This window comes from Enterococcus sp. DIV1083b (assembly GCF_051713705.1).
GTDB lineage: Bacteria > Bacillota > Bacilli > Lactobacillales > Enterococcaceae > Enterococcus_D > Enterococcus_D casseliflavus.
In genome coordinates, this window is the sequence record NZ_JBIOQJ010000001.1 from 609,567 (window position 1) to 629,024 (window position 19,458).

A 19,458-nucleotide genomic window follows, 5' to 3' on the forward strand; every position below is an offset into this window, starting at 1 on the left:
ATGTAATACTTATTCAAAAAAAGGACAAATAAAATGAGGACATGAGCTTTTATGAAGAAATATTGTAAGGAAAATGTGCTAGAAGCGGCGATGACGCGTTTGGAATATATTTTTGATACGTTTCCCCATGTGTATTTCTCTTTCAGTGGTGGAAAAGATAGCGGGGCCATGATCCAGTTGGCTGACCAAGTCGCACAGAAAAAAAAGAAAACCTTTGATCTGCTGATTTTAGATATCGAGGCAAATTATGATGCTACGAGAACGTTCATGGAAAAAATCAAAGCGTTACCAAGTATCAATCAAACCTTCCACTTCTGTTTGCCCTTTTACGAGGACAACAATACCAGCGTCTTTCAGCCACAATGGCTGATGTGGGATGAACAAGAACGTGAGAAGTGGGTACAACTGATGCCCAAAGATGCGATTTCACTTGCTGATTTGGATGAATCATTGATGGAAATCTATCAGAGTGCAAATATGAACCCTGATAAGTTTTTACGAAACTTTGCTCATTGGTACGCAAGCTATCATCAGTTTGAGCCGGTTGCTTGTGGCGTGGGGATACGAACCCAGGAAAGTCTGTATCGGTATCGATCGATCACATCGCCAAAGTATAACTTTCGGAAGCAATGCTGGATCAAACGGCAAGTAGCAGATTCAATGGTCGTCAATTTTTACCCCATCTATGATTGGAAGACCGAAGATGTGTGGGGAGCCTATGCCCATTTTGACTGGCCGATCAATGGCTTTTATGAAAAGTTGTATGATCATGGCGTTCCGATCCATCAAATGCGGATCTGTCAGCCTTATGGCATGCAGCAACGAAAAGGCTTGTACCAATATGCTTTGGTGGAACCGGAAACGTGGGAACGCGTCGTCAACCGTGTGTCAGGAGCCAATTTTGGTCGCTTGTATGCCCAGACAGGATTGCTGGCGCATTACAATACGAGAAAGCCCAGTCATATGACTTGGCAAGAGTATGCGGTCTTTTTACTGGAATCAATTGGACTTTATTCAAAGAAATTACAGGATCATTATTACCGCAAAATCACGATTTTGATTGATCATTATCGAGAAAAGCACGGGATCGAAGTGGAAGATATACCCGATGTGACCAAACGTAAGGACTGGCTGAAAGACGAAGTACTCTGGCATGACTGGAAAGGGATCGCTCGTGCGTTAGAAAAAAATGATTTTTCTTTGAGTACGCGACAATATAGTTTGACGAAAAAAGATGAGACGGAATTGTATGAGTTGGCGGTCGATTTTGGGGCGGCTTTGGGGATCGAGTATTTACCCAAGTATCAGTTAAAAAAATTGAATGCCAAATACGAGTATTTAACGAAAAAAATCACCTAACGATGGACGAGTGCGTCCTTAGAGAGGAAGGGTTTTGTGAACGAACGATTGGTTTTATTTTTTCCACCGTATAAGAAAAGCCAATTCTATCAATTGATGGGGGTTTTTTTTGCGGAACGGGTGTATCAGCAGCAATTTCCGTACTTAGTCAATGATGAGAACTGCTACTGGTACGTGATTCTTGATGACGAAAAAAGGGTGACTGCTTTTTCTTATTATGAAAAAGGCGCCAACAAAGTGGAGCTAGGGGAATTTTATGAAAAAGATCCAGCCGCTCAATTTAAAAAGTTTCTTTTACGGAAAATGCTGGTGGATATCAGCCGCAACTACCCAGAAGCAGAGATTCTCGCTTCTAGTAACCAGCCTAGTGAAATTGCACTTTTGGAGTCAAAAGGGTTTGCGGTCTATCGACAAACAAAAAATTATTCATTTCTAAAAAGGAGTGTAGTACCTCATGAGCGATATCGATTTTCCAGTGTTAGCGGCGAAGCTGATCCCAGTCAGCAAGATTCACGCGAATACGTATAACCCCAACACCGTGGCTGCTCCAGAAATGGATTTACTGGAACTGTCGATTCGAGAAGATGGCTTTACGCAGCCATTGGTTTGTTACCACGATAAGGAGCAGGACAAGTATATTTTGATCGATGGGTTTCATCGGTATGTCGTAGCAAAAGACCGCCTGGCGTTGCCAAGCGTTCCGGTCACAGTGATCGATAAGCCTTTTGAGAATCGCATCGCTTCAACGATTCGCCACAATCGAGCACGTGGTACCCATGGCATCGAGAAGATGGGAAACATCGTGCAGCAGTTGGTCGCTAACGAGTGGTCGGATGAACGAATTGCCAAGGAATTGGGGATGGACCGCGAAGAGGTCTTTCGCTTTAAGCAGCGTTCAGGTTTGAAAAGTGCCTTTTCTAACCATGAATTCAGCAAGTCTTGGATTGAGTTTGAAAAAAGATATTACAAAGGCAAAAAAGAGACCTGAGAGGTTGAAAAAACCATTGAAAAAACGATCTAAAAAAGCTATCTATTAGAAGATAGCGATTCGTTAATAATTCTTTTTAAATTTTGAATAGGTGTTTTTTACAACGATAACGATCAAATTGACCACCATCGACAAGCAAAGCGTCCCTAAGAGAATAGCTAGGATCACACCTAATGCGTCTCTTAGAAAGCTGAAGATCGCTTCAATGATAAACATGGTTTTTCCTCCTTTTCTCATCGTCTATTTTTTCTGACAATTGCAAAAACAGCTTCCTTGAGCAATAACTACCCAAAGACTTTGCCCTGCGGGGTACAAGCCTCAGTTTCTTGAGAACTCGTCGCTTCAAAATTGAGTATACTTTATAAATGATGAAAAAACGTTTCTATTTTTTACAATCGGAGAAAAAATCGGAAATGTTAAGAATAACGACATCTTTTCTGATTTTTCTTCGATTTACATGAATAATCGTATCAGGTTGCATAAAAAAAGTAAAATAGTAACAAAAAATCGAAACGTGAGAAAAGATACTATCTTGTAACTTTATAACCGTAAGCGAATTCAAAAACCTTGCTGCACCAAGTCTTTAAAACGTAAAGACTTGGTGCAGCTCTTTTGTTTCCCGCTGTAACGAGGTTTGCAAAATGACTGTCATCATTTTCTAGCAAAAGCATAGTTGCATAAAAATCAATGTAGTTTAAAACCGTTTTATAACAAGGATAGTAAGCGCACTTTTAGTTCGAAGACAAAATTCTTTGTGATGCTGGGAGAAAGCATCAGTGGATGTTTTGACAATAAGCCGATCGACATGTGGGGATCAGGCAAAGGAAGCGAGACGATTTTTACTCGAGCATGAGTTTGCTCAATGATGGAACGAGGGATCAGACTGCAGTATCCAGTTCGTTCGATCAAGTAAGGAATCGTACTGATGTTGCTGACAGACTCCCAATGGATCGAAGGAACCTGATTGTCAAGATAGCTTTCAATTTTTGTGCGAGCTGGACAATCAGACTTGGAACGATAGAGATGGCTCCCTTCAAGGTCGGCTAGCTCATTGATGATTAATGGGTTTGAGATTGAGGTAATGCAGCAAAGCTCTTCTTGAAACAATTCCTCGTAGGCAAAATGTTTCTCGTGAGGAAGTGAGCATAAGGCGAAATCAATTCGGTTTTCATTTAGTGCATTGGCTAATTCCAGTGTTGAGCCCACGACGATCTCGAAGTTTATTTTTGGATAGTGCTGCGAAAAATCGTGAAGCAGTGCAGGCAAAACCAAAATGTCATAGGGTTGAAGGATACCCATCCGCAACGAATACTCGACCGTATGGGAAGCATTGATCAACTGTTCTTTGACCCGCTCCCAGTGGGCAATCAGTTCGGGTACTTCCTGTTTCAACAATTCGCCTTCCAAGGTCAATACATTGCTTTTTCCTTCCAAAAATAACGCTACTTCTAATTCGTCTTCTAACTTTTTGATATGGTTCGTAACGGTCGACTGGGCATAGTTTAGTTTGGCGGCAGCTCTAGTAAACGTACCTTCCTCGACGATTGTTTTGAAGGATTGCAGCTCCTTGATAAAATCCACGTTTGTTCCCCTCTCTTTTTACCTATTATACAAAAAAGGAGCGGGGAGAAAATTTCTTTTTTTTCTAGTAAATAAAAAAAATAGATACAAAAGTTATTTAAAACATGCAGTCTGTTATGACCGTATGTTTCTTTGCTTTTAAAATAACGAATTTCACATTTGTGGCTAAGGATATCCGCTAAAATTTCATTTATTAAAAAATCCACGAAGCAGGCCAACTTTTCAGGGATTACGAACAGCACATAAAAACAAGACAGGGGCTTTCTCCGCTGCGCTTGAATGGAAAAGCGTTTATTAGGAGAGGAATCTTGCAAAAAAGGTCTGATTTTTTTCTGATGTGAAAAAAATAGACACGCTAAGAGAAAAGAAAAATGGATACTTAGGAAAGGGTCAAAATAGCAAACCGCGCAATGAAAAACTGGCGGCGCTTCCTTCAAGAAGGCCGTCAGTTTCCTTAGGTCAACGAATCGGTGTGATTCTTGGCTGAATCAGCTGTTCAATCGTTTTGTGGATGATCGTCCAGTCCGAAAGGGTGGGGACATTGGAAATGCGCAGTTGCTGAAATTTGGTGTTGCTTTTCAGATGCAAGTCAAAATTGCTGACGATCAAATCTATTTCCCGATGGATCAATTCTTGTTCATCAGGAGCCACTTCAAAAAAGTAACTGATTTCTGTATGGTCGTTTTTAAATAATTCCGTTGATGCGGCTAAGAAAGCATCTAATCCAGCACCGCCTTGAAAAGCAAAGGCTACTTTGAGGTGTTTTTTCAGCTGGGGATTAGGCGCTAACTCGCTTAACAAAGTCAATGTGACTGAGATATGCTCCAAGTGAGTAAAGGAAAAGAAGCGGCTTTGATCGTTGAAGGGTTTCAACCACTCATTCCAAGTAAGGTAATCCGTCTTGAATGTTGTTTCAACAAAGGCTTTGATCTGCGGATCAGCAAACTCATAATTGGCAGAAATCATCGTCAGCAGGCGAAGATTTACGAGATAAGCGATGATCTTGTGGGCAGCTGCAGGTGGAATAGCGACGCCAGATTTCTCTAAAAAGGCAGCCGCTTCTGCAATAATTTCTGGTCTTTCTGTATGGTGAAAAATGTAATCCGCATCGCTTTCGCCGTTGATGTCCATCGTACTATAGGAAAGACAGTGGAGCGCATTGACAAAGATCCAAAGCAGCTCTTGTTGCGGCAAGTGGATGATTCGGTATTTTTTCAAGTAATGTTCGTTTAATATTTCTGAGAAAATAGCGAAGCGTTCTTTCTCCAATAGATTGCGTTCTAAAGACGGCGGCAAGGTCAAAAAGTAAGAATAGCGCCACCTACGCTTGGCGATACTTAACCACAGAGCAAGTCGGTAATGGCTGTAATGCAAATCTTTCGTGTTGGCTTCCTTGGCTTTTTGGACCAGCAGGCGGGCATCCGCTGGACTATCCTTATCTAAAATCGTGCTATCGCCATAAGCAGAAAAAAAGACGAACAGACAAAATCGGATGTCCGCTTCGGTACCAATAAAGTCAAGATGATTCGTGGCAATAGTTACAGAATAGGTTTGCAACGACTTGTTCATGTAGCTGATCGTCCGTAAAAGATGACTGCGAGAATAACCGAATTCAATCGTTGCTCGGTGAATAGAGTATTTTTTATTATCAATAATACTCGTCATGATTTTAAACTCCAGCGTTTCCATCCCCAGGTATTGAATGGCAGAATTGATGGAAGCGTTCGGCGCATAAGCGATCGAGACGATGTTCGTTTCTGAGAGTGTGATCTTGACCAGGTCTTTTGGCAAACTGTCACTTAAAATACTCAGCTCTTTGGTAACTGTAGGCAAAGATAGCCCTAGTAATGTCGCCAATTCTTGTGGATGATACCCTGTCGGTGCAGCATTTAGCACTTGCAAGATTTTTACTTGTCGAGAAAATGCTTTGTCCCGATGCAAGTTGATAGATAAATTTTCTAACATTGAGGTCACCACCTATCCATTGAAATTACGCTCATTTTAAGTAAATTATATAATACTCTGCACCAATCAAGAAGTCTTATCCCTTGAAAATTGGCGGATTTCATGTTAATGGTGCGCCGCATGTTTCATCGAGTGTGAAACAGTCATTGAAAACAGCTTTTTAGAAAAAACAACCTTGCCAGTTGCAGACCTAAAACGCTTGGATAGATTGGTACAAAGATAAGTGTGAATAACGTTGGGGAAAAGAAAAAGGAGAAAAAATGAAAATGAAAAAACGCGTAGTTATAAGTAAGAGCGCTTTAGTAGGGATGCTGATTTTAGGGACAACCTTTCCAAGCACATGGCCGATCGCTCAGGCAACAGAAACACAACAAACAGAGCAGCAAACACCATCAATAGACTCCACCGTTCCCTTGCTGACAGCTTCAACAGGAAGCATGGACACAGGAGAAAAGACAGATTCCCAAGAAGGAAATGCTGACGTCGTATCTTCCGAAACAACCGCAAGTGAAGTGGTGACCACCACTTCAAACCCAGAAACAAATCAATCTAACGCAGCTGATACTGCAGAAAAAATTCAAATTTCAGCTACTGCCCCATCTGCTGAAACCAATGTAGAATCTACGGATAGTCAACCTTTCGCTGCAGAATCAACGAAGAGTATCGAGAGTTTCAACTACGATCTGACTGTAGAATATGATCCGATCAAGTATAAAGCACTGGTTTTGGATTTGCCAATCCCGGAAAAATACGCACACCAAACACTATACCAAGACCCGCAGTTGACAGAAGATTTTTATGTCTACAAAACGGATAAGGTATACATGCTGGTGGGGCTATGGTATACAAGTGAAGTGACTGGTACCAATCAATTAAATATATCTTGGACAAGCTTCACAGGTTTTACGATCAACTATTACGGTCTAACAGCGGTTGTAGAATATACCGATGTTAACGGAAACCTTTTGTTTACGGCGACATATAATGTTCGCTTTACAAATAGCCATCTGACCATTAAGTATGTGGATGAATCTCGGATGGAAATCTATCCTTCTCAAACCATCCATAATAGTACCAATGAACCCTATAATGTCTCTACAAGTGCGTTTATTCCAGAAATTCCAGGGTACGTTCTTGATACCAATCAACTACCGACGAATGCAAAAGGGAATTTTCCTCGAGGCGAAGCGACAGTGACCTACGTCTATCAAAAAGCACCAACGGATTTCACAGCGCTATCCGTGAAAGATACCACGGTTTATGAACGAGATACATGGAAAGCCGCGGATAATTTTGAACAAGCAGTCTCAAAAGAAGGAAAAATACTGACTTACGAGGAATTCCTCGCTGAGGGCGGCAGTGTGTCTGGGCAAGTCGATACTAGTCAAGCGGGTACTTATACAATCAGCTACCACTTAAACAATGTAAGCAAAGAAGCAACGGTCCTCGTCAAACCTCGATTCACTGCGATTACTGTTCACGATTCTTCGTTGTACGTCGGCGAAAATTGGTCCCCAGAAGATAACTTCGACCAAGCCGTCGATCGGGACAACCATCCAGTTGCTTTTGCCGATGTGAGCGTTGACGGAAGCGTGGATACCAAGAAAGCGGGGACCTATGAGGTAGTGTATCGTTATGATGGGATAGAAAGCAAAGCCATTATCACCGTCAAAGCCGATCAAACGACAGTTAAAGTTCACGATAGCGAGTTGTACACAGGGGAACAATGGGAAGCCAAGGACAACTTCGATAGTGCAACAGATAGAGACGGTTCATCTGTTGATTTTGGGGATATCACTGTCACGGGGACTGTCGATACAACGCAAGCAGGCAAGTATGAAGTCATTTACGGCTATCATGGCGTAGAAAGCAAAGCCATTATCACCGTCAAAGCCGATCAAACGACAGTTAAAGTTCACGATAGCGAGTTGTACACAGGGGAACACTGGGAAGCCAAGGACAACTTCGACAGCGCAACGGATCGGGATGGTAAACCTGTTGATTTTGGGGATATCACTGTTACAGGCAAAGCAGATACAACAAAAGCTGGCGAATACGTGGTCATTTACAGCTATCACGGTTTAAAAAGCAAAGCCACTATCACCGTAAAAGCGGATCAAACGTCCCTGAAAGTTCACGATTCAACGATCAAGCAAGGCGATGAATGGCTACCAGAAACAAACATTGATTCTGCCATCGATCGTGATGGCAAAGAAGTAGCCTTTTCAGAAGTAGAAGTCAACGGCACAGTGAACAACAACATAGTCGGTCAGTACACGGTCTCCTACCATTACGGAGCAGTGATTGCCTATGCCGTGATTACTGTACAAGCAAAAGTCAGCGAAGCGCCTAACGAAACACCTGAAGAAACGCCAACAGAAGTACCAGAAGAAAATCGTCCGGAAAGTGAGTCGCCTGTGACTGAAATCCCTGAAACTGAAGCGTCTGATCCAATAATAGAAGAACCGATCAAGACACGTCCTGAGACAGAGACGTCAGAAACAAACGATCAAGAGAGAAACGGAAAACGGCCATCAGAACAATCAGACAAACCCTCAGCAACGGAACAGAAAGCACGGATCAAAGCAAGCAAACAATCCACTGCTAAGCAACTGCCAAAAACAGGAGAAACAAGCAGTGTCTTGCTAAGTGTGACAGGTATCCTATTCTTAATCGGCGGACTGGTGTTCTTGTTCCGTAAGAAATCATGGAGAAAACAACAATAGGATCAACAGAAGAGCTAGCAGAATAAAACATACAGGACGAACAAGCTGGATGAATCGCTTATAAGAGAGAAAAAAATCGATCTTTAAGCCATCACAAACATCAGCAATGTTCGTCCTGTTTTTTATATAGTGAGCAGCCGAAAGTACGAAGTTCAACCAGCACGTGTATTTATGAAATGACCTCATCCTTCTCCAGACTAAGATAGCGATAAAAAGTCGAGTGCTTTAAGCCTTTTTGGGCACAGATATCCACAACGGCTTTTCCTTCCTTTTGATAAAGGTGCAATGCGTGTTGGATCAGTGCGGGATCGATTCGTGGACGACCGCCAATATTTCCTCTAGCACGCGCGGATTCTAAGCCTTCTTTGGTCCTCTCAACGATGATGTCTCGTTCGAATTGGCTAAAGGCTTGGAAAACAGTCATCATTAATTTTCCTTGAGGGGTTTGTGTATCAAAATTTTCTTTGATACTGATGACTTTTACCCCTTTCTTTTCAAAAAAGTAGACGAGATCAATCAGGTCTTTGGTACTTCTTCCTAGCCGCGAGAAACTTTCAATAATGATTTTATCGTTTTCTTTCACTCGTTTTTTTAGTTTATTTAATTCAGGACGATTTGCGCGTACACCACTGATCTTTTTAGTATAAATTTTGTTGCATTCATACCGGTCAAGTAAATCCAATTGACGAGAGAGATCCTGTTGTCTTGTGGATACACGGGCGTATCCATAAACCATATTTGTCATACAAATTCCTCCAGTTGCACAAAAAGAGTCTACATAGAGAATACCTTGTTTGTTCACTTAAGTACATATTCTAACACCAACTTAAGTAAATTTGGGAAATAGGAAGGTTTTTTTATAGACGCAAATATTGTACTATAGAAAAGAAACCAGTCGGTGAAGGAGAAACACGGAGGGCAAAATGAGAGAATTGCAGTTAAATTTTATGCTAAACAAAACGACCGTTCGATGGCTTCAAATGTTAAATACCTTTGAGCGAGAACGGACTTGTTCCATCGCAAGTTTAGCCAACAAGCTTGATGTGACCCAACGGACGATCAGCTCTGACATCAAGGAATTGAAAACCTATCTGCAGGAGGCAGCGGAATTTACTCTTGAAGCCAATGGCTATCATTTTAGGGAAACTGATCCGAAAAGATACTTGTCTCAAAAAAAGGAGCTTGTTGCAGAAGAAGGCATGTATCAAATCGTGGAAGCCATTTTCCACGGGGAATTCTGTTCGGTTGAAGAGTGGGCGCAGCGCTTATATGTATCAGAAAGTACGATGCGTCGTTATTTGAATACCGCTTCTGCGACGTTACGAAAGTATCATTTAGAGTGGATCTTGCAACCGGTGAATTTGAGTGGATCAGAAGCCAATATTCGCAAGTTTTTTAAAGATTTTTATTATGAATCAGATGTCACGCCGCATACGCTCTTGCCCCCCAAAGAACTGATCGCGTTAGTCAGTGATGCCTTCTCAAAAATTCCCACAGCGCTGGTGAATACAGGCGTTTCTCCGAGTGATTTTTATTATAGTTTGTATATTGCGATCAAGCGCTATCAACTGGGAAAGACTGTTCAGATTCCTCGATCGTTGGCAGCAATCGTCGAAACGCATGAGGCGTTTGCGATAATGAAGAACTTAGCGCCTAAAATCGAAGCGCTATACCGAGTAAGACTACCGCAACAAGAAATGATGTGGCTTTATTTAGTGACCGTGATGAAACGAACTTTGACCGAGCCTGAAAAAGAGCAGCAATTCGTTGCAGCGTTTGGGCTGTATCCTGAACTCGAAGAACTGAGTCAGCGCTTCGTGCAAGAATGGGGCATTTCCTTTCAAGAGCCTCAACAGGTCCAGACGATGATCCACGCCTTTTTCCTGTCAAAGAAAATCAATGAGCAGCTGGCGCCCGTTTTAAATCACTTGCTAACAGAAGTAAAAACTGAAGCGCAAAAGCATGGTTCTGCTGCTTATCAAAAAAATCTGGCATTTATGAAGCAGCACCAAGCGATTCTAGGGGTCAAACAGGAGTATCTGTCAGATGTTTGTGCGGCACTGACCCTTTACAGTGAAGCAATCAGGGAGCTTTATGCTCAAAAAGTTAAACGGATCGCGTTGATAATAGAAGGTGATCTCTATGCCTGTCACACGATTCGTGCGCGCTTCTTGCGTTATGTCGGCAATGATCATCGGGTATTTTTTCCAAAAATCAATGAATTGACGAGCGATTATTTGAAGGAAAACGCCATTGATCTTGTGGTCACGAATTATAGTGAATATTTATCAGAGTTCATCTTATCGACTGATTCTCTTTTACTAAAAGCAATCCCCGATCATCAAGATTGGCTAAGAGTGATTGAAAAAATCGATCCTCAGTTAGGGCAAGCGTTAAGCGTTCCCACAGCCTAATCCACGTGTTGCAACACAGCATGACGAGGACATGGGTGGATAGATCAAAGAGAAAAGCCGCAACCGTTACGATCGACGGGTGCGGCTTTTATTCGTTTGTCTAATAAAAAAGGGAGTTATCTGAAAATATGCCCACTATTCCTGAATACCAAAAGATTGGGTTATTTTGGTGAAAGAACAGCCTACGCGAAAATAATTAGTTGGCATTTACTAGTTTATCAAAAATCGCTTCAAAGGTTTTGAACGTATCACTGTCTAACTGACACAGCCATAAAAGGTAGCTTTTTTCTTTGAATGTCCATTCGATTGAAGGGTAAGAGGCAATCAAGGCTTGGTATTTCTCTCGTTGTTCACTGGTAGCTAATAACCAGCGCTTCTCAAAAATCTTTTTCTCTTCCATTTTTTATCTATCCCCCATAAAGAAACGTTGCCTGAAACTTCACTAACGGGCAACGTAAATCTAATGATATGCAGATCTACGTTTAGTATACCAAAGAAAAATGAATTTTTTTAGAAGATGTGTAAAATTACATATAATTTCTTTTATTTTGCTTTTTTCTGACATTTTTTATAGAAAAGAAGCATTCTGTTGAAGATAACTGTTGATAAAAATGTTTCAGACAATGCTAAGAATGAGTAGGCAAAAACAATGTATCCATCGTATTGAGTCAAGTGGTTACAGGTAATAACAAAAATGGACGATCCTTTTTAAATCATAAGGAATCGTCTTTTTTTATAACGCTTTTTTTTGCACAAACTTTCAAAATGCCTTATTTGAAAAGAAAATGAAAATCAATTTATTCACACAGGTTTGCAAATCTTGATTTATTGCTCGATGAGCAACCGTGTTAAATTTAACCTCGATTAAAACAATAAAATTTCGTCAAAAAAACATCTTTTTTTAGAGCTCATCTATGATATTTAGTGAGTTTCTATCGAATAGGTTGTTCCAATAAGGTCTAAGACAGATTTTTTTTAAGGGAGTAAGAAAGGACGCGTGATAAAAGTGAAATGAATCTTTAACGTACGAAAGAATAGAGAAGCAGGGGTGACTTATGAATAACTAATTTAGTGATGAAGTCACAGGTTTGTTAATGATCAGTCATCGGACAATGTTCTCCATTCTAGCAGCGGTGATTGGCTCAGAAGAAAATGCGAAGTCATTCTATGACAAACTACCTGATGAGGAAGGATGAATTCGTACAAGCATCATTAACCGGAGAACATGAAGAAATACAACGATAGAAAGATATATAGGTTGAGTTGGAAGGGAAAATAAAATGAAAAACAATTTTAAATTGAAAGCAACAGGTTTATTACTCGTTTGCCAAATGACTTTATCATCATTACCAGTGGTAGCGATGGCACAAGAGCACGAGGATTTGGAAGAAAATTATAACATAGAAAAACTAGTGGATGGGTTAGAAGAGAAGCAGCCAGAGGCAGCAAAACAAGCTGAAAATGAACCAGTCGATCCACAAGAACAACATTTAGCACCAGATGATACCCAAAAGTCAGAAGCTAGGGATATGACGGACACAAACGCATTATCTGAACAAGTACTACAGATGAATACTCAAGGAAGCCCCATCTATTCTTTGAAGGGTCTTAACAAAAGAGAAACACTCAATACAACTGGAAGTAGTGCTTATATTTTTAATGTATGGATAGAGGAAGATGCGAATGGGTTACCTGTATTCAATCATGATATCAGTAAGCATTTCATAAATTATGGCGCGAGGGTTACATTTAGCAATGGACAGTCGGCTCAGACATTTAAAAATGCTGCGACAGGCTCCCATATGATTTGGCAAGTAAATTTAAATGACCAATTGAGACCGAGACGTGGTGATACTTATACGATCAGAGATCTTAATCCATCAGGTAATCCGATCCATGCGGCAGCTACCGGCGTCTTGATGGAAGATCGCTATTATGAAGATGATCGCCAATTCGGGCAAAGTGTCTATGATCTTTTTGTAGGGGATACTTTTGAGCAACTACAAGAAGGTGTAACACAGCAAACAATTGCATCAACAAGAAGTAACTTAGAGGAACAAATGTTTCCTAGTGAAGAGAAGCAAAGATTGATTGAGGGGCTGGATTTCTTGGAAGAGTTCATCTGCCAAGACGATCTTTTTTAATTGTTCGGAGACAACGACAGTTTCTCCCGCTTGATGACGCTCAAGGATAATATACAACCAATAACTGATATACCAAAATGAAGCTGTATTATTGGTTTTGCCGCGTATATTGCGAAAAAAATCTAAGACGATATTTTGCACAGCAATGGTTGGACGTACCGTATGAGGCGTAGCATCCGACTCATAATAAAAGGCATGGAAAAATTTGCGAATATCCGCTTCTGATCCGATCAGACGGAAATTCTTATGATCAACAGATAACTGAAAGGGCTTCAGGGCTTTTTCAAAAAGTGTCAAATAGCGTAAAAGGGAACTCTCAGAAAGATAAAAATAGTCTGCCCATTCGGAAACTGTCCGATATTCTCCCTTAAACAGATGCTCAAGAATAACGAATAACGGTTCATTCTGAAGGAGCGCTCGTTTTCGTTCCAGATATTCTTTCGGTAGTAATTCATGAAGAGAATAGCCATTCGACGTGGATTCGATCATTAGCGTACTTCCAAAGTAGTTCCGTAGCCCCTCCATATCATAAATGATCGTGCGCCGCGAACTCTGGACAGCTTTTGACAACTCACGATTCGAAAGGGTCTTATGCCGTTCCAAAAGATTCAATAGTTTCAACCAACGATTGGTGGTCGTAGAAGTAATAAACGTCATCTGAAAATTTTTCATTCGTAACACTCCCATACGGTCTGTTTGATGGATCATCGCTCACGTCTGATTATGGAATATGGATACGGGCAAGGCAAGGGAAAGGTTTTTAGATTTAAATTATCGAAATGGGCGCAGAGTATAAGGAGAATTTCACCAATTCAACTTTGCTTTCCCTAGCTTTCATTGTATATTTAGGTGAAAGCGTATTTAGGAGGTAGCACGAATGGAAAATAAAGGAACCTCAGTCAGAAGTCTTTTGTTGCGCTATTTAAATAATCAGAAAAAACAAGACAATAATTACTTTATTGCACAGGCGATTCTAAGAAGTTTTTCGAAAATCCCTAAGATGACCATTTATGAACTCGCAGAAGAATGCTTTGTGTCGACTGCAGCGATTTCGCGATTCATTCGAATTTTGGCTTTTTCATCTTATACGGAATTCAAACAAGCGGTTGAAAAAGAGATCGATATCGTCAGCGATTATTCCAAAAAAGTGATCCAGCCCGTGGAACAAAGGGAGAAATTTCTGGACGAATTCACCTCAAATCTTTTGATCAATTTGAGGTACGCCAAAGAACATCTCTCGATTTCAGAACTTGAAACAGTGGTCTCTGCGATCTATGAAACAGAAAACGTTGCTGTGTTTGGCTTAGAATTTGCTGCTTTTATGGGACAGCATTTGCAAAGCAAATTAGCAAGCATGGATAAAATTATTCGGATTGGTTTTACAGTGGAAGAGCAATTAAAAATTGTGGAAGAAAGCTCGCCAGATAGCTTGGTTTTGATTTTTTCGATGGAGGGTGGTTTCTTTTACTTTAGTGAAAAAGTGATTGCAGCATTGAAGAAAAAGGGAATCAAAATTATCGTCTTTACGTTTAAGCATTCTCCAATCATTGAGCGAAGTGCAGACCAAATTATCCTCTGTGGAGAGATCAACGAAAACACCGAAGGACGGATTGCTATTCTATACACGATGGAGTTACTGATTTATATGTATATGAAAAAGTTCTATTTGCCTCAATAGTTTCATATTTTGAAACAAGACCTTTGGATTTGAAACCAGAGGTCTTGTTTTGTTGTCGTTAGAATTAATTCTGAATGGTATCGTTTTCTTATAAGGGAAAGGTGGAAGGAACAATGGTTAAAAAAGATTTTTATTGGGGGGCATCAACCTCAGCATTTCAAGTAGAAGGAGGCTTTGGTGAAGGTGGAAAAGGGATTGCAACAACAGATGTGCGTCACGTACCGGAGGGAATTGCAGATTCGAAGATCGCGTCCGATCACTATCATCATCTAAGCGAAGACATTGAATTAATGGCAGACTTAGGGATCGATCTCTATCGTTTTTCGTTCAATTGGACACGTGTCATGGGTGATGGTGATCAGCCGAATCAAGAAGGCATCGATTTTTATAATCGTTTGATTGATGGGTGTCTTGAAAAAGGAATCACACCTTTTCCTACCCTCTATCATTTTGAAATGCCGCAAGCATTGGTAACCAAATTTGGCGGATGGAAATCAAGAAAATGTATTGATTACTTTGTTGCTTATGCAAAAGTTTGCTTTCAGCATTTCGGTGATCGAGTCAAGTTGTGGGGAACGATCAACGAGCAATTGATCGTCACAGCAGCTTCTGATTTAAATGGCAATCACGAAACGGATGCAGATGAAAAAATGAAGCAGATGTATCAAATGAGTTACAATATGTCGCTAGCTGAGAAAAAGACAATTCAAGTTTTTCGAAAAATCGTAAGAGATGGGAAAATTGGACCGGTGTGCTCTATGCAAGTTGTTTATCCTGAAACACCTTCGCCAAGGAACATCTTAGCAGCTAAGAACGCCGAAGACTTTTTACAAAATTGTTTTCTCGACATGTCAGTATTCGGCGAGTACCCGAAAAGCTACTGCAATTATTTGAATGAGAAAGGTTGGTATCCAGAAACGGAACCAGCTGATCAAGAAATTTTGAAGAAGAATAAACCAGATCTTATAGGGATAAACTATTACTGTAGTACCTGTATACGTGCCGTTGAACCGGGAGAAGATACAAGCAAACTACCACCATTTTATCGAAATGAGCGATTTACCTTAGGGAACAATCCTTATTTAACGAAGACGAAATGGATGGAATTTGGTATTGACCCTGAAGGATTATATATAGGTATGCGGTCGATTTATGAAAAATACCATTTACCAATGATGGTGACTGAAAACGGTTTAGCGTATTCTGATCGTATTGAAGATGGGCAAATTCACGATGTCTATCGTATTGATTACTTAGAACAGCATATTAAGCAATGTGAGCGTTTTATGGAGGAAGGATATCCTTTATTGGGTTATAGTCCTTGGTCACTACTTGATCTGGTTAGTTCACACCAAGGGTTTAAAAAGCGATATGGTTTGATTTTTGTTGATCGCACAGATGAAGATCCAAAAGAATGTCGACGAATTCCCAAAGACAGTTACTATTGGTACCAAAATAAAATAAAAAACACTAAAAAGGGGTAAGAAAAATGAATGCATTTATCCACTTTATGGAAAAAAGATTTATTCCCGTTGCGAATAAAATTTCTTCGAATCGCTATTTAAAAAGTGTGAGTACAGGTTCGATGTCATTACTAGGCGTTATTATGTTAGGTGCCATCTTTACAGTTATTTCTAGTTTAAGCTGGGAACCGTATCAAAACTTTCTATCAGTGACCAACATTGGTACAGTAATGAATTATATTCCAGCTTACACAATTGATTTATTAGGTTTGTATATGGCATTTAGTATTGCCTACTGTGGAGCAGGAATATTCGGGATCAAAGAACAAGCCTTGGGGACGGGGTTCATCTCATTGGTATGTTTCCTGTTATTAACGCCACTCACTGAAAATCCCGAAGCAAGAGCTTCATTTTTAAGTACCAATTATTTAGGCGCGCGCGGGGTCTTCGTGGCAATTTTCGTTTCACTGATCACGATTCAACTGATGAAATTGTTTGTGGAAAAAAATATTACGATCAAAATGCCCGATGGGGTGCCAGAAATGGTGACCAAGTCATTTACTTCTTTAATTCCAGCAGTTGTGATTGCGTCACTTTTTGGAATTGTTAAATTTGGTTTTAGCGTAACTAGTTATAATTCAGCGACAGATTTTGTTTATACATTGCTTCAAGAACCATTGCAGCGATTGACGGGTTCCTTAACTGCCTTTTTGATTCTTATTTTGATCTCGAATCTCTTATGGTTTTTCGGGATTCATGGTTCAATGACCGTATTGCCGATTCTCATGCCGATTTTCTTGGGTTATCTTGCAGACAATAGTGCTGCTGTGGCGGCGGGAGAAGCAGTCCCTCATGCCATTAATTTTGGGTTATACGATTTGGCATGTTTAGGGGGGAGCGGTGCAACGATTGGTTTAGTGACTGACATGTTTTTATTTTCCAAGAGTAAGCGCTACAAATCATTTTCAAAAATCGTATTTCCAAGCGGTCTTTTTGGTGTAAATGAACCAGTTGTCTTTGGAATGCCGGTAATGTTGAATGTGATGCTTTTGATTCCGTTCTTATTGACGCCATTAGTGATCACTTCTCTTGGGTACGCATTGATTTCTATGGGAATCATTACCGCACCGATTGGCATCCTAGGGGCGGGCTCGTTACCTCCGCTGATCCACGGCATCGTTCAAGGGAGTCTCTCTTTTGGTATCTATCAACTATTTGCAGTTGCTATTTCTATGGCTATCTATTACCCGTTCTTTAAAACCTTAGATAATCAAGCAGTTCAAGAAGAACGTTTAGCACAAGAACAAGCTGGATAAGAAACTCGCACAGGATTTACAGTTAACCATAATAACAACAAACGAGCGCAAGAGTGAAGTGATTCTTGCGCTCGTCGTCTGTGAAACTATCGATTGGAGGACAACTCAGTGAGAGAGACAAGAGAAACACTTTTCAAATTTACAGAGACAAGGAAAAAACAAATTCAGAAGATCGTAGAAAACATGTCAGTTATGGAAAAAATTGGTCAGCTTTTTTTCGTGATTGGACAATCAGGTTCTGTAAAGGAATTGACGGCTTTTATTAAGAAATACCAACCGGGTGGAATGATGTATCGCCCCGACAATGCTGAAAAATTGAAGGATCAGCTAAGAGCAGTCCAAGATGCTAGCACAATACCGTTATTTCTTTCAGCAAATTTAGAGTCAGGTGGGAATGGTATTCTTACGGAAGGGACATGGGTCGGTAATCCTATGCAGATCGCCGCTACAGATTGCACCGAAAATGCCTATTACTTAGGAAAAATTGCTGGGCTGGAAGCGGCTCGAATTGGTATTAATATGGCTTTTTCACCGATTGTCGATATTGATTATAACTTCAAGAACCCAATCACGAATACTCGCACATTTGGAAGTGATCAAAAACGAATTATTCGCATGGCTCAAGCGCAGATAGACGGTTTTTCTGAGAGTAACATCATTCCAGTGATCAAGCATTTTCCTGGGGACGGTGTTGATGAAAGGGATCAACATTTACTGAGTTCGATCAATTCACTCTCCGCGAATGAGTGGATGGAATCGTATGGGACTATTTATCGCCAGTTTATTGAAAAAAACGTCAGCTGTATCATGGTGGGACACATTTATCAGCCTGCGTGGGAGCGAAAACTTTCACCAACTATCAGAGAAACCGAATTGATGCCTGCTTCTTGCTCGAAACTTCTAGTTAACGGGTTACTAAGAGATACACTGGGCTTCAATGGTTTGGCTATCACTGATGCAACACCAATGGTCGGTTACATGACGATCATGCCTCATAGAGAGCGACTCGTTGCTTCAATCAATGCAGGAATCGATATGTTGCTTTTTAATAAAAATATTGATGAAGATTATGAAGTGATCGCATCTGCTGTAAAAGAGGGAAGCATTCGTATGGAACGTTTGGATGAAGCAGTCGCACGAATTTTAGCAGTCAAGATGTACCATGGTTTATTTACTGAAGTAAGGGAAGAGACAGTCAATAGTACTCCTAAAAGTGTCATCGATCGTACTGAATATCAGTGGGTAACGAAAAAAATTGCTGATGAGTCGATTACATTGGTCAAAGACAGAGAAAAACACTTACCACTCACCCCACAACGATACCCTCGAATCCGTCTCGTTATTTTGGGTGATTCTGACGACGGTGGATTTAAAGAGGGAGGACGAGTGGGTCCGCTTTTTAAAGCTGGATTAGAAGCTGCTGGATTTGAAGTCAACCTTTTCGATAATCAACAATTGGATTTCCAAGAGGTTTTCGAGGCAGGGGTTGAGGATCTTGGAAATAAATTTGATTTGGCATTGTATGTTGCTAATGTTGAGACCGCCAGCAATCAGACAACAGTTCGTTTGGATTGGAATCATTTGATGGCCGCAAATGCTCCCTGGTATGAAAAGGATCTCCCTACCATTTTTGTTTCTACTGCCAATCCCTATCACTTATTTGACATCCCTTATGTTTCAACTTTTATCAATGCGTATACAGGAAATCCAGAAACAGTGGAGGCTGTAATCCAGAAATTGCTAGGGAAAGAACCGTTTAAAGGTAAGAGCCCGATCGATCCATTTTGTGGGGACTTTTTAGCTAGAGCAAAATAACTTTTATAA

Annotated in this window: 16 protein-coding genes; 10 read left to right on the top strand and 6 right to left on the bottom strand. The window is 40.5% G+C overall.

What is annotated here, in order from left to right; translation table 11 throughout:
- Positions 1 to 51: 51 nt before the first annotated feature.
- From IGI69_RS02815 to IGI69_RS02825, 3 genes are read left to right on the top strand one after another with little or no spacing between them, the layout of a single operon-like run.
- Positions 52 to 1,359: a DUF3440 domain-containing protein gene (locus IGI69_RS02815; protein WP_438739669.1), complete on the top strand. Its 1,308-nt coding sequence runs from the start codon at positions 52 to 54 to the stop codon at positions 1,357 to 1,359.
- Positions 1,360 to 1,395: 36 nt separating this feature from the next.
- Positions 1,396 to 1,887, top strand: a complete 492-nt coding sequence (locus IGI69_RS02820) for a hypothetical protein (protein WP_438739671.1) — start codon at positions 1,396 to 1,398, stop codon at positions 1,885 to 1,887.
- Entirely contained in the window at positions 1,814 to 2,347 is a 534-nt protein-coding gene (locus IGI69_RS02825) for an IbrB-like domain-containing protein (RefSeq protein WP_034871891.1), read from the top strand. Before IGI69_RS02820 ends, IGI69_RS02825 begins: the two co-directional genes overlap by 74 nt.
- 63 nt (positions 2,348 to 2,410) lie before the next feature.
- Here IGI69_RS02825 and IGI69_RS02830 read toward each other — a convergent pair whose 3' ends face one another.
- From IGI69_RS02830 to IGI69_RS02840, 3 genes are all read right to left on the bottom strand, one after another.
- Positions 2,411 to 2,563, bottom strand: a complete 153-nt coding sequence (locus IGI69_RS02830; RefSeq protein ID WP_010748814.1) for a hypothetical protein — start codon at positions 2,561 to 2,563, stop codon at positions 2,411 to 2,413.
- A gap of 489 nt (positions 2,564 to 3,052) precedes the next feature.
- The gene (locus IGI69_RS02835; RefSeq protein ID WP_438739673.1) at positions 3,053 to 3,928 is read right to left on the bottom strand and encodes a LysR family transcriptional regulator; all 876 of its coding nucleotides are present in this window, start codon (positions 3,926 to 3,928) and stop codon (positions 3,053 to 3,055) included.
- A gap of 459 nt (positions 3,929 to 4,387) precedes the next feature.
- Entirely contained in the window at positions 4,388 to 5,893 is a 1,506-nt protein-coding gene (locus tag IGI69_RS02840; protein WP_438739675.1) for a helix-turn-helix domain-containing protein, read from the bottom strand.
- A gap of 266 nt (positions 5,894 to 6,159) precedes the next feature.
- Between IGI69_RS02840 and IGI69_RS02845 the strand changes: the two genes are divergently transcribed.
- Positions 6,160 to 8,619 carry a bacterial Ig-like domain-containing protein gene (locus IGI69_RS02845; RefSeq protein WP_438739677.1) on the top strand — a complete coding sequence of 820 codons (2,460 nt, stop codon included), beginning with the start codon at positions 6,160 to 6,162 and terminating at the stop codon, positions 8,617 to 8,619.
- Between the two features lie 169 nt (positions 8,620 to 8,788).
- Here IGI69_RS02845 and IGI69_RS02850 read toward each other — a convergent pair whose 3' ends face one another.
- Positions 8,789 to 9,364 carry a recombinase family protein gene (locus tag IGI69_RS02850; protein WP_438739679.1) on the bottom strand — a complete coding sequence of 192 codons (576 nt, stop codon included), beginning with the start codon at positions 9,362 to 9,364 and terminating at the stop codon, positions 8,789 to 8,791.
- A 178-nt stretch (positions 9,365 to 9,542) separates the two neighbouring features.
- Between IGI69_RS02850 and IGI69_RS02855 the strand changes: the two genes are divergently transcribed.
- Positions 9,543 to 11,033: a helix-turn-helix domain-containing protein gene (locus IGI69_RS02855; protein ID WP_438739681.1), complete on the top strand. Its 1,491-nt coding sequence runs from the start codon at positions 9,543 to 9,545 to the stop codon at positions 11,031 to 11,033.
- A gap of 196 nt (positions 11,034 to 11,229) precedes the next feature.
- Here the strand turns inward: IGI69_RS02855 and IGI69_RS02860 are convergent, their stop codons facing one another.
- Positions 11,230 to 11,433, bottom strand: a complete 204-nt coding sequence (locus tag IGI69_RS02860) for a hypothetical protein (RefSeq protein WP_081116967.1) — start codon at positions 11,431 to 11,433, stop codon at positions 11,230 to 11,232.
- Between the two features lie 880 nt (positions 11,434 to 12,313).
- Here IGI69_RS02860 and IGI69_RS02865 point away from each other — a divergent pair.
- Positions 12,314 to 13,177, top strand: coding sequence for a hypothetical protein (locus tag IGI69_RS02865; RefSeq protein WP_438739683.1), 864 nt, complete (start codon positions 12,314 to 12,316; stop codon positions 13,175 to 13,177).
- On the opposite strand, the gene IGI69_RS02870 is transcribed toward IGI69_RS02865, so the two are convergent.
- On the bottom strand, positions 13,082 to 13,849 hold the full coding sequence (locus IGI69_RS02870; protein ID WP_010748824.1) for a helix-turn-helix domain-containing protein: 768 nt from the start codon (positions 13,847 to 13,849) through the stop codon (positions 13,082 to 13,084). The genes IGI69_RS02865 and IGI69_RS02870 overlap by 96 nt on opposite strands.
- Positions 13,850 to 14,054: 205 nt before the next feature.
- Between IGI69_RS02870 and IGI69_RS02875 the strand changes: the two genes are divergently transcribed.
- From IGI69_RS02875 to IGI69_RS02890, 4 genes are all read left to right on the top strand, one after another.
- Entirely contained in the window at positions 14,055 to 14,855 is an 801-nt protein-coding gene (locus IGI69_RS02875) for a MurR/RpiR family transcriptional regulator (RefSeq protein WP_010748825.1), read from the top strand.
- 113 nt (positions 14,856 to 14,968) lie between these two features.
- Positions 14,969 to 16,339 carry a glycoside hydrolase family 1 protein gene (locus IGI69_RS02880; RefSeq protein WP_008378052.1) on the top strand — a complete coding sequence of 457 codons (1,371 nt, stop codon included), beginning with the start codon at positions 14,969 to 14,971 and terminating at the stop codon, positions 16,337 to 16,339.
- A gap of 5 nt (positions 16,340 to 16,344) precedes the next feature.
- Positions 16,345 to 17,634, top strand: a complete 1,290-nt coding sequence (locus tag IGI69_RS02885) for a PTS sugar transporter subunit IIC (protein WP_008378054.1) — start codon at positions 16,345 to 16,347, stop codon at positions 17,632 to 17,634.
- 108 nt (positions 17,635 to 17,742) lie between these two features.
- Positions 17,743 to 19,449 (top strand): glycoside hydrolase family 3 protein, encoded by a 1,707-nt coding sequence (locus IGI69_RS02890; protein ID WP_438739686.1) that lies wholly within the window; start codon positions 17,743 to 17,745, stop codon positions 19,447 to 19,449.
- Positions 19,450 to 19,458: the final 9 nt, after the last annotated feature.

Coding starts and splice junctions, on each gene's coding strand:
- IGI69_RS02815 (WP_438739669.1), top strand. CDS start 52: ATGAAGAAATATTGTAAGGAAAATGTGCTAGAAGCGGCGATGACGCGT.
- IGI69_RS02825 (WP_034871891.1), top strand. CDS start 1,814: ATGAGCGATATCGATTTTCCAGTGTTAGCGGCGAAGCTGATCCCAGTC.
- IGI69_RS02830 (WP_010748814.1), bottom strand. CDS start 2,563: ATGTTTATCATTGAAGCGATCTTCAGCTTTCTAAGAGACGCATTAGGT.
- IGI69_RS02840 (WP_438739675.1), bottom strand. CDS start 5,893: ATGTTAGAAAATTTATCTATCAACTTGCATCGGGACAAAGCATTTTCT.
- IGI69_RS02845 (WP_438739677.1), top strand. CDS start 6,160: ATGAAAAAACGCGTAGTTATAAGTAAGAGCGCTTTAGTAGGGATGCTG.
- IGI69_RS02850 (WP_438739679.1), bottom strand. CDS start 9,364: ATGACAAATATGGTTTATGGATACGCCCGTGTATCCACAAGACAACAG.
- IGI69_RS02855 (WP_438739681.1), top strand. CDS start 9,543: ATGAGAGAATTGCAGTTAAATTTTATGCTAAACAAAACGACCGTTCGA.
- IGI69_RS02860 (WP_081116967.1), bottom strand. CDS start 11,433: ATGGAAGAGAAAAAGATTTTTGAGAAGCGCTGGTTATTAGCTACCAGT.
- IGI69_RS02865 (WP_438739683.1), top strand. CDS start 12,314: ATGAAAAACAATTTTAAATTGAAAGCAACAGGTTTATTACTCGTTTGC.
- IGI69_RS02870 (WP_010748824.1), bottom strand. CDS start 13,849: ATGAAAAATTTTCAGATGACGTTTATTACTTCTACGACCACCAATCGT.
- IGI69_RS02875 (WP_010748825.1), top strand. CDS start 14,055: ATGGAAAATAAAGGAACCTCAGTCAGAAGTCTTTTGTTGCGCTATTTA.
- IGI69_RS02880 (WP_008378052.1), top strand. CDS start 14,969: ATGGTTAAAAAAGATTTTTATTGGGGGGCATCAACCTCAGCATTTCAA.
- IGI69_RS02885 (WP_008378054.1), top strand. CDS start 16,345: ATGAATGCATTTATCCACTTTATGGAAAAAAGATTTATTCCCGTTGCG.